This window comes from Vibrio sp. JZG10 (assembly GCF_054064075.1).
In genome coordinates, this window is the sequence record NZ_JBSUGE010000003.1 from 159982 (window position 1) to 173987 (window position 14006).

Sequence of the window (14006 nt, forward strand, 5' to 3'; positions counted from 1 at the left end):
ATCCCTATCCATTTGTTTCATGCCTCTAGGCGAATTTTTCTACGATGATGTCATCCGCTTTTTCGACAAATAATGCGCCTTGATCCTTGAGCTCTGTCAGCACATTTTCAATATTATCAGGCAGCACTGCGCGAGTTGAAGCAAGGTTGACCACCACATTGTAGCCAAGATCCAGTGCTTGCATGACGGATTTCTTCACACAAAAATCTAGCGCAAGACCACCGATCACTAGGGTATCAATCCCGTTGAATTTTAGAAATTCATGTGCGCCTGTCGTTTTAGTATCGGCAATATCATGGAAGAAAATACCGTAAGGATGCGCATCAGGATCCATGCCTTTATTAACTTGAAAATCATAGTCCAAAACAGGTGGTAAACCGTCTAAAAGTTCTGAACCTGTTGTGCCAAGCACACAATGGCGGTTCCATTTTATATCCACATTGGGTAGACCGACGGGTTCAAGCATGTTGGCTGGTGTTTCTGCATCCCATTTTGCTTTCGGTGGGTGCAAGTCACGGCTCACCAGTTTTAATCGGCCTTTGGCATGATTACTCAGAAGCTCCGGTACGATTTCCAACGCACCTGCAACGGGCAGTTCATTTGGACATAACTCGCTAAAGCCTTTCTCTGGGTCAACGTCGATCACCGCTGTAGTTTGATAGTTTACTCGAACAGTCATGGCAGACTCCTTGTCTGTCTGATTGCCTGCGTTTATCCACGCAAACAGTTTTGAAAAAAGGTTACTTCGTCGCTGGTCAGCGTATATACCATTGCGGGTTTTCCACCTTTGCCTTTGTTGGTAGAAGCGACTTTATTGGTGGGTTTTAGTACGCCTGAATCTATCAAGCGGCGCTTAATCGTCATTCGGCTAATATCAATACCAAACTCTTGATAAGCAGAAATGATGTCGGCAACCAAAAACTCTTTGTCTAATGCAAGCAAAAGAACCGATGTGTATTCAATGGATGCACGAAGCTTCTGCCACGCTTTTTCAATGGTTTTTTGATGGTCAAACGCGAGAGTTTCTTCTCCATTGAGTATAGCTTGTAGCGAAAACCATTTTAGTTGGCACTCTGGTACACCAGCATTGTTGATTTGCTCTACATTGTTACGATCGACCAAGGCGTAGTGCGTAATGTTTAAGCTCCAGTCTTCTGGATCACGCTTGGGATCGCCGTCGATAAACGCTTCACTAAAGTGACGAGGGTAAGTATGGATTTTCTCGCGGCAAATTCGGCGACGCGCCGCCTCAAAGTTTTCATCGGCCGGGCGTCCGCCTTCACTGGTTAAGTCTTTATCAAAGACAAATCCGCCCGGTAGTGCCCAGACTCCATGGTATGGCCGATTTGGATTTGAACGTTTAATCAACAACACTTCCAATCCCTTATCGGCACAGCCTGATAGCCTGAATGGAATAATGTCGACAGATACGATCATGGTTGGGTCCTAATATTGATTTGTAAGTAATCTAGCGCATAACAAGTGGTCAATCAATGGGTAAGTAACGAGTTGTGCGAAACGTTTTCGGTAGTGCTTCATAGTACGCCTTGAGTATAAATCTACGAATAAATCTGACTTATTCACAATCTGTGTGCGAATTCTAGACAGAAAAACCTTATAAAAATGAGTGGTTAGTAACAAAAGTTGACAAACTATAGATGGGTGTTTATTGTTTACGCAAATTAGTTAGTAACAAAAAGTTATATACCCAGGAAGGGCGTGTAGAAGGGCACCTAATGACCACCAAACTATTTTCTTCCCGCATCATTCAAAGCGCTTTGGATTTTGATGTCTACAAAGTCAATATGATGAGCGCAGTAACAGCGCTTTACCCTGATGCGATGGTGTCATACAAGTTTATTGTGCGTAGCGAGGAAGATCTCTCTGAACTGCTACCAGAGGTAAAAGCAGAAGTTCTTAAACTGCAAGACATTCAATTTACGCAAGAAGAAATCGAATATATTAAGCGTGTCGCGCCTTACCTGAATCCTGACTTTGTTGATGCACTGCGCCATTTCTGTTTCAATCCACAAAGTGATGTCTCTTTCCATAATAAAGCCATGGCTGATGGCTCAAGCCAGTTACGCATTACTATCAATGGTTTGTGGCGAGATACTATTTTGTACGAAACGATCATCATGAGCATCGTGTCTGAAGTTCGTAGCCGTCAGCGTTGGTCAGATATCCCTGTAGCGCAATTTACCACCGTCTTAGAAGAGAAAATTCGGTACCTAAAATCCGAGCTAAAACGTCGTAACATCACTAACTTTAAGTTTTCTGATATGTCGACGCGTCGACGTTTTTCCTTTCAAGCTCAGCGCACCATGTTGGAATATTTGTGCCAGGAAGTGCCGGAATGTTTGACAGGAACAAGCAACTACCACTTAGCAAAAGAACTGAATTTAACGCCTATCGGTACCGTTGCTCATGAATGGTTTATGGGCCATCAAGCTCTGGTGAATGTGCGAGATTCGCAAAAAGTGGCTTTGCAACGTTGGCAAAAAATGTTTAACGGTGCACTAGGTATTGCACTGACCGACACGATTGGTATTGATGCCTTCCTTAAAGACTTTGATGAAGAGCTAAGTAACGCGTATTTCGGTGTACGTCACGATAGTGGTTGCCCTTATAGCTGGGGTGAAAAAATGATTGCACACTATCAGTCGCTTAATATAGACCCGTTAACAAAAACACTGGTGTTTACCGACGGACTTAACTTCGAACAAGCGTTAGATATTTGCGAGTATTTCCAAGGACGTATTCAGGTGAGTTTTGGTATCGGTACTTTTCTTGCGAACGACATGGGTGATTATATTAATAAAGAGGGTGAAGCCTACCAGCCACTTTCTATCGTGATCAAAATGGTCACGTGCAATGGTTCACCAGTCGCAAAAATCAGTGACGAACCTGAGAAAGCCATGTGTGAAGATATCTTCTTTTTGATGAACCTCAAGCGCCGCTTCGAGCAACCTCTTGATTTAAATGAGTGTCGTAAACTGATTGATCGTCTAGAAACTGAAGGTCAAAACTATCTCATCGACGCGTAGGCGTTATCCTCCCATCCTTGATAAGCACCCTCTATCGTTACGACAAATTTATATAGACAAACGTAGAGGGTGATTTCGTTATAGTAATACGCAGAAGTAACCAGATACAGCGTAGGAAAGCACTCGAAAATAAGGTTGTTTTTTTGATGTGCTATGTGCCTATGATTGGTGTAAATCGATACGTTACAGCATCGTGGAAGGTGTATTTTCATCAGACACTAAACTCAGTCTAATCACGTAGTTTATTCCCACGTACCATGAGGTCACTCGGGTATAGACGTCTATCTGCTTTTATGACTTTGGGCTTCGCGTAATTGCTTGAATCAGGAGTCAAAATGAACCTAGTAGTACATTTGCAAAAGAAAGCGATCCGAAAATATGGCTATGAGATGGCAACTCGGCAGGCATGGAAATGTGGTATCAAGGCAAATCTTGTTAAGCGCGTGATCGGCCTTTTTAAAGGACAAATTGTTTGTGTGGTTGAAGGTTGTCGCGCAGAGTTTTCTTCTCCTCTTAATAACCCCCATCACGAAGATGACAAGCAAGGGCGATATGTGTTTGTTGGCGGTGTATGCTGGGAACCAAACAACATTATTGCTCCTGGTTTTCCTGACTTTATGTTTATGCACGTGCGTAACCTGAGTCACCGTCATAAGTATTTAACCGACGACGAACTGTTTTTAAGCTTGGCTTAAAAATAAGCCTCATAGGTTAATCAAGCCTAATCATAATCAGTAATGATACGGTTTTAGCTCAGTTGACATTCTGTTGAGTGTTTCTTGACGTACCTTTTATAAAACAGTGTTTCTTTACTCGTTAATGACAGAGGGTTTGTTTTCGCCTGATGTGATTTCCTAATTGCGATTTACTATACCGCTCATCAAAGCAAACCATACTGGGATGTAAATCATGAATATGAAATCTATCGCAATTGCAACGGCAGTTGTTGCTGTACTAGCAGGCTGTAAAGACAAAACGCCACCAGCTCCAACCCAAGCAAACATTACTTTGGTTGAAGCGGTGACTGAAACTGTGAAAAATCCACACCAAGTATGTAAAGACGTGGTAGTAACGGAGCAAGTTGCTCCTACGGATGATAATAAAATAATTGGTACGGTCGGCGGCGCAGCAGCTGGCGCGGCATTGGGTAACCAAATCGGTGGCGGCTCAGGTAAAGTGATTGCAACTGCAGCTGGTACGATCGCTGGTGCATTAACGGGTCGTAAGATTCAGGAGAACGTGCAACAAGGCGATGTAGTGACAACGACGAAAAAGCAGTGCCACACAGAATACACAACATCTGAAAAAGTAGTGGGTTACGATGTCACTTATGAAGTTTCAGGTGCGCCAACGACGGTTCGCTTAGCGAGCAAGCCAGTGACAAAAACGTTCCCAATTCAAGATGGCAAAGTTGTTCTTCCGCAATAACTAGCTCCTCAACCGAAGTAATTAACAAGCCCTTTTATCTTTGAGATGAAAGGGCTTTTTCACATAAGCGGTGTTTTCATCTATTTTCCCGTGGGAATGTGTAGCCAGAATTACCAGTTAATTTCAGCGTTCGATACAATCACTTTTCTAAAAGTACGAACGGAAAAAACATGGAAGATTTTTACCTGACCGATCGCGGTTTAGCTGGTTATTTCGAAGCGCAATGGTTCGACAAGTTCATCGAAGATAAGCAGATTGAGACGATAACCAGTCGCTCAAAACAAGTCCCACTCTCTTTTTTGTCATCACAACATTGTTCCCAAGTCGCTGACTTTATTGCGCAGACGGCACTCGAGAGCGGCGTTCAGCCGTGTTCCCTACTTGAGGTTGGGGCTGCGCTGGGAAGAAACTATTATGAGTTAGTGCAACGCTTACCTAGCCTTAAAGAAGCGACGCTGGTTGAGCCTTCAAATAGGTTGATGGATGGCTTGAAGCAACTATTAATAGAAGAACAACGAGTCGAGCTAACTTATCTTCACGATGTGAACACCTTAAACGCTTTAGAGGTAGAGAATAGAGATATCGTACAGAAATGTGCTCATGTTGATTTGACGCTAATTAATCAGCCTTTTGAGCTCGATACTCTCCAATCTCGCTTTGATTTAGTCGTATGTTTAAATGTGATTGATCAATGTGAGTCGCCACTTAGCGTGATCAATGCTCTAAAAAAAACCACCAAGGTTGGTGGGCTGATCGTTGTCTCTTGCACTTATCAGTGGAACGCGAAACACATCAAAAATGAAGACGAAGCGGTCGATGATATCAAAGAGTACTTTGCTGAAGGTTGGCGTTTAGTATCGGAAGCCGATCATGAATATCGCATCCGGTTTAATGATCGTTTTGCAAGGCAGTTTTTATCTCATGTGGTCGCTTACATCAGAATGGATTAGAGCTACATAAAAAAACCGAGCACTTACGACTCGGTTTTTTTAGTCTTTGAGGTAGAGCGCAATTTTAAGTAACGTGCGCCTCTTTTTGTTCTCGCTCTTGCTGAGCTTGCAGCTTTTTCTTGCGACGCTCTCGTTTAGAAAGCCAAACTAGAGGCACAACAATCATAATGGTTCCTATTGCCATGAATATGTCTGGCACTTCTCCAAACCAGATTAATCCCACAAACACGGCACCAATTAAGCCACTGTATTCAGCGCTGGCAATTTTGTTGCTATCAATCGAGCGGTAAGCGATCACACATGTTGCCGCATAAATCATGATGAACAAACTTGAGCCAGCAGCGACAGGGAAAGCACTCCAGTCCCAAGGTTCCGCTTCGATCAGAACAAGTAAGAAAGCCACGGGAATACCTGCCAAGTTTGTCATTAATAGCGTTTGCATCACAGACTGATTTTTTGGCAGTTTTCGAATGAGCAAGTTATTGATTGCTAAAGTAATTGCAACAACTAAAGCTGAAATCGCTGCCCAGTCGATTTGATCTGGACGAATGATGACCAACACTCCAGCAAAGCCCATGATCGCAGCCGCGACCGATTGTTTAGACAGCTGCTCGCCCAAAAATATCGCGGCAAGCGGCAACATGATCAATGGCGCGGCGTAGAAGATTGCGTTCGCAGTTGCGAGCGGTAAAGATGAAATCGCCAAAACCATAAATATAGCACCAAGCAACCACACGTGAGCGCGGACAGCATGCCATTTAAATCCTTCAAGAAAATGAGTCTTTTTTGTCAGCAAGCAGACAGGCAGTAGAAAAAGCACTGCGGAAATTTGTCGGAAAAAGACAAACTGAAAAATAGGCACTTCATTTCCGACACTTTTAATTAAAGAGTCCGAAAGCACCGCAATGAGATTCCCAACAATTAATAGCAGCATAGCTGCGCCGACCGATGTAACTTTCACTTATTTCCTCTCCTCTTTCTTTGCCAAAGAGTAGGTGATGTCATAGGATGAAGTGAAGTGATATTTATTAGTTTAAGTATGAGATTTTTAGATAATGAAATTGCCACCACTCAGAGCGGTTCACTGTTTTGAATCTGTCGCTCGAAACTCTAGCTTTTCGCTTGCGGCTGAAGAGCTCAATGTGACGCAAAGTGCCGTTAGTCATCAGATACGATTATTGGAAGATTATTTGGGCGAGTCATTATTTATTCGCCAAGGAAGAAAGCTCTCTTTATCGGATACTGGTGCTCGTTATTTAGAGGATATTAGCCCGGCAATTAGCTCTATTGCGATGGCCAGCCAAAAGGTGAGAGAAGGGGACAAAGGCAGCATACGTTTAGCGATTTATAGCTCGCTTGCCGTAAAGTGGCTTATTCCGCGTTTGTCTGATTTTAAGCGGTTACATCCGGAAATCGATCTGACACTCAATATGGTTGTTGGTGATCCTGAGCAGACAGATAGCGTTGGTGATTGTTTTATCACGGTAGAGAAGCCAAAGCGCAACTATATGTCGGTGAAGTTATACGCGGAAACGCTGTATCCGGTATGCAGCCATAAAATTTGGAAAGAGTTACAAGATCAACCCATTCCAGAAGCGCTTTGGCGATATCCTATTTTGTCGACAGACTCTATTTATCGTGAGAGAGGAAAAGACTGGGCAGAGTGGTGCAGAGCGGGTGGTTACACTTTGCCAAAAGATGTCGATGTTCAACATTTTAGTCATATGTTGTTGGCAATTGAGGCTGCACGTTATGACCAAGGCATCGCATTTGCGAATGATTTTATGCTCAATGAAAGAGATAAAGCGCATGATTTGGTGTATATCCCTTCTCATGGATTAGAGACGGGGGACAGCTTTTATTTTATTCATAAAAAGAGCCGAGCCAAGCAGGCGGAAATTATCAAACTCACTAATTGGTTGAAGCAACAGTGCTTGTGAAATGACTAAATTGTCATGATTAAGAAAGAAAGTGGCAAAGTTGTGTTTAAATATTTCATGTTTTATTGAGTTTTTATTCATTAACATCAACTTGGTTTTGAAACCAAGTGAAATGGATAGCATTGCATGCTTAAGGATGGGCAAAACACAACCTCAATAATAAACAGGCAGTGAAATACAATGTTTAAAAAAACATGGCTAATGACAGCCCTTCTAGCAACATGTTCTGTTGCAAACGCAGCTCCTTACGTTGGTGTATCTGTAGGTCAAGCATCGTTTGGTGATGTAAACGGTTCACTCAGCGCTGGTGGAAATACCGCAACTACTAAGCTTAAACTTGAAGATGATTCAAGCCTGTCAGGTAAAGTATTTGGTGGTTACAAGTTCAACGAATATATTTCTCTAGAAGCAGCCATTGGTGGCTATGATGCTTTAGACGGCAAAGTTGTCACAGTTGGCGATATGAAGTTTTTAGCCATCCAACCAAAAGCGACGTTGCCAATCGGTGACCATTTTAATCTTTTTGCGAAAGCTGGCCTTTCCTATTTTAATGCTGAAGTAAAAGTGAGTAATGCGGTTTTAGGCGGCAGTACTGGCCATACCACGCTTTCTGATAGCACGGTTACTGGCATGTACGGTTTAGGTGCTGAATTTGCTATTACCAAAAACTTTGCACTGCAGGTTGAGTGGGAGTACATGATGCCTGAGCTAGAAGTATCAAAAGGAGCGTATGGCAAAGGAACCGTTGATACTGAAATCAATGTATTCTCAGTAGGTATGAACTACCGCTTCTAAGAATAAGTATTTAGTGCTCTCTGGGCGTAGCAAACGTTTTTGACTTCTGTTGGTCGAGCTAAGCCCGAGCTTTAAATTTGCTTAGATATAGCATAGTAAGTTTAGTTGTTAAGCTTACTATGCTATTTTTTTGCTTTGGAAAAACGCTTAGGAAGCCTTGTGAACGATGTCAATCTTAGGTATCTGGATCTACTGTTAAAGCACTTTGAACCTCATCAATATCACTTTGTTACGCTGTCGGAGCTTGAAGTGGTAATTTGTACGTCAAGGCGCAATGTTTCTATTGTGATGAAAAAGCTTGCCACTTACGGTTGGGTAGATTGGAAACCTGCAATTGGCAGAAGTAACGCCAGCCGCCTGAATATTACTATTTCCCTTCAACAAGCGATGACCGAATTTTTGGTAGAGGAGCTTGGTCGGGGAAGAATGAACTCGATAACAAAACTTATCGATTGGTTTGGCCAAAGTGCTGTCAGGGCGCTGACGATTGCCTCTGAAAAAGTGAACCAGTTGAATGAATCAAATAACGCTATTTTGATCTCCTCTTATCCTTGGGTGTCTAAGGTCGATCCTGCGAATACTTATCGTCATACTGAACTGCATGTGGCGAAAAGTGTTTATGATGTTTTGCTGACTCAAAATTCCAATGGTGGCATCGAGCCTTCGCTAGCACATGAGTGGAAAATGGAAGGCAATGTGATGATGTTATGGTTGAGACCTGGAATATATCGTCACGATGGCGAACTTCTTAGCATACAAGATGTTGTTTGGAGCATAGAAAGACTTAAGGAAATAAAAGGACCAGTACACGAGCTCTGGCAATGTATTGACAGTGTGGTTGCCGAAACATCGAGTTGCTTAAAAATTACATTGAAACATCCGAACATGTTTTTTCCATACATACTAACCACTCCTCACGCTTCTATTCTTTGTCGAGATGTTGTTTCTTTCGGCTCGGGTTATTCGTACCACATAGGTACTGGACCATTTAAAATCAGTGGTTGGAACCAAGAGAGTATGCTTCTTCAAGCACACAAAGAATATTTTTCAGCGCGTGCATTGTTAGACCAAATTACGCTGTCTCATGGTGATGTTAAGGCCCTGAATATGTTGAGTTTTAACCAAACATCTGATCACGTTGAAGTGGAAAAAATCAGTGCATTTTCATATTTGACCTATCGGGAGCGCGCGGACTCTAATCTTGCAAAAGAAGATTGGCATCAACTCGCCGATTACATCAATGCGCAAAAGAGAATCTATGAGGCGCACAGTGCCATTGACAGTATTCAGTTAGCGACCCAAGAGCACGATTTACTAATAGCAGAGGCTGTTGTGACGCCTAAGCTACAAGGTAAAGTAGCGCTAGCTGAGCCAGTCTGGACGATACCGAGTTTAATTCGTCACTCTGAGTGGTTGCACCGTGTGATTCGGGCGACGGGATTAGAGCTGGAGATCGTCATTATTGATGATATTAGTTTTCCTGAAGTCGCATCACATCGAGCGGACTTGCTTTTCCTTGAAGAAGTATTGGAAGCGCCGTTTGAGTATGGCGTATTTGAATGGCTATCTATAGCAACAGGTTTGCGTTTTAGTTTTGATCAAAGCCAGATGTTGGGCCATCGAGAAAACCTTCGCGAAGCCATGACAAATGCTCAACCTTTACAGTCTCTTTTGGGCGTAGAGAAAGCGTTAAGAGAGCAGTACCTTTATTTGCCTTTATTTGTTGGTTATGAAGAAGTAACGAAAACACAGCAAGTGCGCGGTGTTCAGGTGGAAAATACGGGTTACAGCGATTTGCATCGTCTTTGGATCGCTCACTCTAACTAGCATATTTCGATACGGGCATAAGAGTATAAATACGTAAAGCCATCGCAATGATGGCTTTATGTGGAATGTAGAGTTAGAAGTTGTACGACACACTCGCGCCAACAACCCATTGGTTTGCACTATCAACAATCGAGGAATCGCTGATACCGCTGCCTAGGCGAGTGTATTGTGTCATTTGGCTCACTTGCCAGCTATCGTTGATTGGCATGACTAGCTTGTAGCCTAAACCATAGCTTACTGTTGAATCACCTTTGTACGCTTTGCGGTTTGCATTTGCTTCGCGTTGTTTTACGCCAAAGTAGTAATCTACGTAGTCTTCACTTTGATAAGTTAGGTTAGCAAAAGGAACAAAATCAACACTACCGAAGTTCATAATGTGGAAGTAAGTCGCGCCCGCTAAGTAACCTTTGTAAGCACCACTGATATCATGTTGAAGGTATGTTGAAATCACATTGTGTTGATCTAACGTAAAGTCAGTGTTCAAACCTAAATCGACAGCAAAGCGACGTTTATCCGTGCCTTTCAGGCTCTTTGCAATATCACCGTCACGCATGACACCACTGCCAACAAGGTAAGCACTCATGTTGATTAATTCATTGGTGTTACCGAAGAAGCGGTAGTTAATGCCACTTAGATCGGCGTTAAAGTCGTCACCATGGTAACCGCCATTTAGAATTGGAGCTGTATTGTATTTTTGATCTTTGAAAAGATCGCTGCCATGAGCCACTCCGACTTCCGCGTTCCAGCCACCTTCATTGTTGTAGATGTTACCGTTACGAATATAAGTATCACCAGCAACCGCTGAAGCAGCAGCAGTCAGAGTTAGTAGTGCAATTAATGTCTTTTTCATCATTTTTCCGAGTTGTTCTGATTTGTTTTGAACACTGTACAAAATGAAGTTGTAAGCCTCTATCAGCAAAGCGTATGGAAATGTAATGAACCATCAGGATAAGAAGCGGAATGTAAGATCAGAGAAGGAAGATAAGAAAGACAATCGCCGTCGATGGAAAGAAAAATCCGAGCTGGGGTAGCTCGGATTTAGATTATTTATCAGGTATCGATACTAACTTATTGTTGTTTCGTTAAATTGTATAACGGTGCTAGGTCACCTGTTACTTTTTCGCCATTCATGTCTAGCTTCATAAGTACATTTTCACCAACAAAGTATTGGTTTGGCGCATCTTCGTTTGTCAACGTTACGATGCTGCCGTTTGCATCCCAAGTGAATTGGCCTTCAGACTTTGACTGACCGTCTTCTTTGTCTTGGTAGCTTTCTTCAAGTACGTAAGTGCCATCTTGATTTAGTGTGATGGTCATGTCGATACCTGAACAATCCGCACATGGAAGCGTACCTTTGTATGTGCCGTTCCAGTCCAGGGCATTTTGTGCGTTATGCTCAGAGTCTACAAATGTTTCTTCAGTGATGACTTGTTCTTCTGCTACTGGCAGCGTGTCAATTGTCTCTGTAGTAACTTCTGCGCTAGTAGTGACTTCAGTTTCCGTCGCTTGAGGTACTTCAACTGCGCTTGTTTCGGCAGGTTTCTCATCTTGACAGCCTGCAAGAATGATTACCGCGCCTGTTAGTGCCAACATTGTTTTTTTCATTTTATCCCTCTTTAAATCAAGATTTTGTATGAGAGTAATAGTAGACATTTATCAGGTATTTGCGTCATCAAAAAGCAATAGAATGATCTATCTATGTCAATAAAACCGAATATGAGCATGAAATTGTCAGGAAAATCAGAACAATGTAAATGTTGACTGGGATATCAAGCTTGAGTCTACAAATAAATATCTAGAGGGGTGGTGGCAGAGATAGTGAAAACAGCCCACATTGCTGTGAGCTGTTTTATTAAATCAGTTAAGAGGCCTTATCGATGTTTGAACGTGAGGTGCTTCGTTTTGTGCTGTCTTCATCAGCGAATAAACCAGCAATAGTACGACGCTCTAATTCACCTTTCAAATGACCATGCTCATCGACAACGGGCAGTGAGTATTCGCACGACATGGTTTCAGTCAATATTTGCTCAATGGCGGAATGGGGAGAGATGATAGGCACTTCTTCATAGATATCATCATCCCAGCTTGGGGTTTGAGCTAACTTCGTCGCGTCTAGTAACCCTTGTTGCGTTATCACGCCTTGATAGCCTGCATCGGTCACATGATAAGCATAATTACGTTTAACACGTTTCATCTCACTGAGCGCTTCTTCAATGGTTTTAGCGGCAATGCGATATGAAGGTGGCTGCATCACAGTCTCAACCGTCAATGCTCGCGCTCTATTGACGTCTTTTACAAAGGCTTCAACGTACTCATCGGCAGGATGCAGCAATATTTCGTCTGGTGAACCTTGTTGGACAAGCTCACCGTCTTTAAGGATCGCAATGCGATCGCCAAGGCGCAATGCTTCATCTAAGTCGTGAGTAATAAAAACAATCGTTTTGTGTAACTGCTGTTGCAGTTCTATTAACTGATCCTGCATTTCGCTCCGAATCAGTGGGTCCAGCGCTGAAAATGCCTCGTCCATTAACAGTATTTCGGCGTTGGTTGCCAATGCTCGCGCGAGGCCTACACGTTGCTGCTGACCACCTGATAGCTGAGCGGGATACTGGTTCTCATAACCCGTTAATCCAACGGTATCCAACCATTCGTTTGCTTTTTCTAAGCGCGCTTCTTTACTTATTCCTTGAATTTCCAAACCGTAAGCGATGTTGTCGATAACAGTGCGATGAGGCAATAAGCCAAAACGTTGAAACACCATCGACATCTTATGACGACGAAACTGCTCTAACTCCTTGTTAGAAAGCTGCATGACATCTACCCCTTCCACCAAAATCTGTCCCATGGTTGGATCGATTAGGCGATTGAAGTGGCGAATCATGGTGGACTTTCCTGAACCGGATAAACCCATGATGACGAAAATCTCGCCCTTTTTAATTTGGAGGTTGATGTCTTTTAGCCCGACCGTGTGGCCCGTTTCCGCTAACACGTGTTCTTTACTATATCCCAACTTGACGCGCTCTATCACGCTGTTGGGTTTAGGTCCGAAGATTTTATACAGACCGCTGATTTCGATAAGTGGACTAGTCATGCTTTAAATCTCCTAGATGGGCTTGAGTGCGTTTCGCATACGCTTGTGAAGCGCGGTCGAAAAGAATCGCTAGAGCGACAATGGCTAGACCATTTAAAAGACCAAGAGTGAAATATTGATTGGTAATCGACTTAAGAACGGGCTGGCCCAAACCTTTTACCCCAATCATCGATGCGATGACGACCATCGACAGTGCCATCATGATCGTTTGGTTGATTCCTGCCATGATGGTTGGCATTGCGAGCGGAAGTTGGACCCCAAAAAGCCGCTGTTTACTGCTGGCACCAAATGCGGTTGCGGCTTCCAACACTTCTTTATCCACCAAACGAATACCCAAATTAGTTAAACGAATAACCGGTGGAATCGCGTAGATCACTACTGCGATGAGGCCAGGAATTTTCCCGATCCCGAGTAACATCACAACTGGGATGAGGTACACAAATGCCGGCATGGTCTGCATGACGTCGAGTAATGGTGTCACAACTGACTGAATACGATTAGAGCGCGCCATGGCGATGCCGATAGGGATCCCGAGTGTGATTGCCAGCATGGTACACACCGTGATAATACTGAGCGTGCGCATTGTGTCTTCCCACATGCCGAAGTAGCCAATCAGGATAAGTGAGCCAAAACATGCGATAGCCAGTTTCCAGGAGCGACTAGCGGCATAAACGAGGGCGGTGCAGACGCCTAAAACAACGACCCAAGGTGTTGAAATAAGCAGTTTTTCAAACCAGACAAGAAATGAAAGGAGCGGATCAAAGAGAGACTCGATAAGTTCACCATATTCACGAGAGAAATCTCGGTAGGCGCCATCGAGTGTTTTGCGAATCGCTCTAAGATCAGAGCGATCCATTTCTGGGAATTCGCTGAGCCAATTCGAGTCAGACATATTTACTTCCTTTTCTGATATATCTAGGTGGCCTCA

At 43.2% G+C, this 14006-nt stretch carries 14 protein-coding genes; 7 read left to right on the plus strand and 7 right to left on the minus strand.

Annotated features, from left to right (window positions below):
• Window positions 1-25 precede the first annotated feature (25 nt).
• Together ACWYVB_RS05555 and ACWYVB_RS05560 are read right to left on the minus strand one after the other, a co-directional pair.
• Entirely contained in the window at window positions 26-679 is a 654-nt protein-coding gene (locus tag ACWYVB_RS05555; protein WP_053808096.1) for an isochorismatase family protein, read from the minus strand.
• Window positions 680-711: 32 nt separating this feature from the next.
• Window positions 712-1437, minus strand: coding sequence for an NUDIX domain-containing protein (locus tag ACWYVB_RS05560; protein ID WP_457528297.1), 726 nt, complete (start codon window positions 1435-1437; stop codon window positions 712-714).
• Window positions 1438-1736: 299 nt separating this feature from the next.
• Here ACWYVB_RS05560 and pncB point away from each other — a divergent pair, with 299 nt between their 5' ends.
• The 4 genes from pncB to ACWYVB_RS05580 all read left to right on the plus strand — a co-directional run bounded on the left by pncB (window position 1737) and on the right by ACWYVB_RS05580 (window position 5425).
• Window positions 1737-3047 carry a nicotinate phosphoribosyltransferase gene (gene pncB, locus ACWYVB_RS05565; protein WP_457528299.1) on the plus strand — a complete coding sequence of 437 codons (1311 nt, stop codon included), beginning with the start codon at window positions 1737-1739 and terminating at the stop codon, window positions 3045-3047.
• Window positions 3048-3382: 335 nt separating this feature from the next.
• Window positions 3383-3742 carry an acyl-CoA synthetase gene (locus ACWYVB_RS05570; protein ID WP_457528301.1) on the plus strand — a complete coding sequence of 120 codons (360 nt, stop codon included), beginning with the start codon at window positions 3383-3385 and terminating at the stop codon, window positions 3740-3742.
• A 214-nt stretch (window positions 3743-3956) separates the two neighbouring features.
• Complete coding sequence (locus ACWYVB_RS05575; protein WP_258646966.1) at window positions 3957-4475, plus strand: glycine zipper 2TM domain-containing protein; 519 nt, start codon at window positions 3957-3959, stop codon at window positions 4473-4475.
• Between the two features lie 170 nt (window positions 4476-4645).
• A complete protein-coding gene (locus tag ACWYVB_RS05580; protein WP_457528303.1) occupies window positions 4646-5425 on the plus strand; it encodes a methyltransferase domain-containing protein in 780 nt (259 codons plus the stop codon).
• A gap of 64 nt (window positions 5426-5489) precedes the next feature.
• Here ACWYVB_RS05580 and ACWYVB_RS05585 read toward each other — a convergent pair whose 3' ends face one another.
• Window positions 5490-6386, minus strand: a complete 897-nt coding sequence (locus tag ACWYVB_RS05585) for a DMT family transporter (RefSeq protein ID WP_457528305.1) — start codon at window positions 6384-6386, stop codon at window positions 5490-5492.
• Window positions 6387-6480: 94 nt separating this feature from the next.
• On the opposite strand from ACWYVB_RS05585, the gene ACWYVB_RS05590 reads away from it, so the two are divergent.
• From ACWYVB_RS05590 to ACWYVB_RS05600, 3 genes are all read left to right on the plus strand, one after another.
• Complete coding sequence (locus ACWYVB_RS05590) at window positions 6481-7365, plus strand: LysR family transcriptional regulator (protein ID WP_005392662.1); 885 nt, start codon at window positions 6481-6483, stop codon at window positions 7363-7365.
• 180 nt (window positions 7366-7545) lie between these two features.
• Complete coding sequence (locus tag ACWYVB_RS05595) at window positions 7546-8160, plus strand: outer membrane beta-barrel protein (RefSeq protein WP_104970238.1); 615 nt, start codon at window positions 7546-7548, stop codon at window positions 8158-8160.
• 159 nt (window positions 8161-8319) lie between these two features.
• Window positions 8320-9987, plus strand: coding sequence for an ABC transporter substrate-binding protein (locus ACWYVB_RS05600; RefSeq protein WP_181869524.1), 1668 nt, complete (start codon window positions 8320-8322; stop codon window positions 9985-9987).
• Window positions 9988-10060: 73 nt separating this feature from the next.
• Here the strand turns inward: ACWYVB_RS05600 and ompV are convergent, their stop codons facing one another.
• The 4 genes from ompV to ACWYVB_RS05620 form a co-directional block, all read right to left on the minus strand.
• Window positions 10061-10837, minus strand: coding sequence for an outer membrane protein OmpV (ompV, locus tag ACWYVB_RS05605; protein WP_457528308.1), 777 nt, complete (start codon window positions 10835-10837; stop codon window positions 10061-10063).
• Between the two features lie 218 nt (window positions 10838-11055).
• The gene (locus ACWYVB_RS05610) at window positions 11056-11592 is read right to left on the minus strand and encodes a copper resistance protein NlpE (protein WP_046873821.1); all 537 of its coding nucleotides are present in this window, start codon (window positions 11590-11592) and stop codon (window positions 11056-11058) included.
• A 256-nt stretch (window positions 11593-11848) separates the two neighbouring features.
• Window positions 11849-13078: a quaternary amine ABC transporter ATP-binding protein gene (locus tag ACWYVB_RS05615; protein ID WP_457528310.1), complete on the minus strand. Its 1230-nt coding sequence runs from the start codon at window positions 13076-13078 to the stop codon at window positions 11849-11851.
• Entirely contained in the window at window positions 13071-13970 is a 900-nt protein-coding gene (locus ACWYVB_RS05620; protein ID WP_046873819.1) for an ABC transporter permease, read from the minus strand. Before ACWYVB_RS05620 ends, ACWYVB_RS05615 begins: the two co-directional genes overlap by 8 nt.
• Window positions 13971-14006: the final 36 nt, after the last annotated feature.

Coding starts and splice junctions, on each gene's coding strand:
- ompV (WP_457528308.1), bottom strand. CDS start 10,837: ATGAAAAAGACATTAATTGCACTACTAACTCTGACTGCTGCTGCTTCA.
- ACWYVB_RS05560 (WP_457528297.1), bottom strand. CDS start 1,437: ATGATCGTATCTGTCGACATTATTCCATTCAGGCTATCAGGCTGTGCC.
- pncB (WP_457528299.1), top strand. CDS start 1,737: ATGACCACCAAACTATTTTCTTCCCGCATCATTCAAAGCGCTTTGGAT.
- ACWYVB_RS05610 (WP_046873821.1), bottom strand. CDS start 11,592: ATGAAAAAAACAATGTTGGCACTAACAGGCGCGGTAATCATTCTTGCA.
- ACWYVB_RS05575 (WP_258646966.1), top strand. CDS start 3,957: ATGAATATGAAATCTATCGCAATTGCAACGGCAGTTGTTGCTGTACTA.
- ACWYVB_RS05580 (WP_457528303.1), top strand. CDS start 4,646: ATGGAAGATTTTTACCTGACCGATCGCGGTTTAGCTGGTTATTTCGAA.
- ACWYVB_RS05615 (WP_457528310.1), bottom strand. CDS start 13,078: ATGACTAGTCCACTTATCGAAATCAGCGGTCTGTATAAAATCTTCGGA.
- ACWYVB_RS05555 (WP_053808096.1), bottom strand. CDS start 679: ATGACTGTTCGAGTAAACTATCAAACTACAGCGGTGATCGACGTTGAC.
- ACWYVB_RS05590 (WP_005392662.1), top strand. CDS start 6,481: ATGAAATTGCCACCACTCAGAGCGGTTCACTGTTTTGAATCTGTCGCT.
- ACWYVB_RS05620 (WP_046873819.1), bottom strand. CDS start 13,970: ATGTCTGACTCGAATTGGCTCAGCGAATTCCCAGAAATGGATCGCTCT.
- ACWYVB_RS05570 (WP_457528301.1), top strand. CDS start 3,383: ATGAACCTAGTAGTACATTTGCAAAAGAAAGCGATCCGAAAATATGGC.
- ACWYVB_RS05595 (WP_104970238.1), top strand. CDS start 7,546: ATGTTTAAAAAAACATGGCTAATGACAGCCCTTCTAGCAACATGTTCT.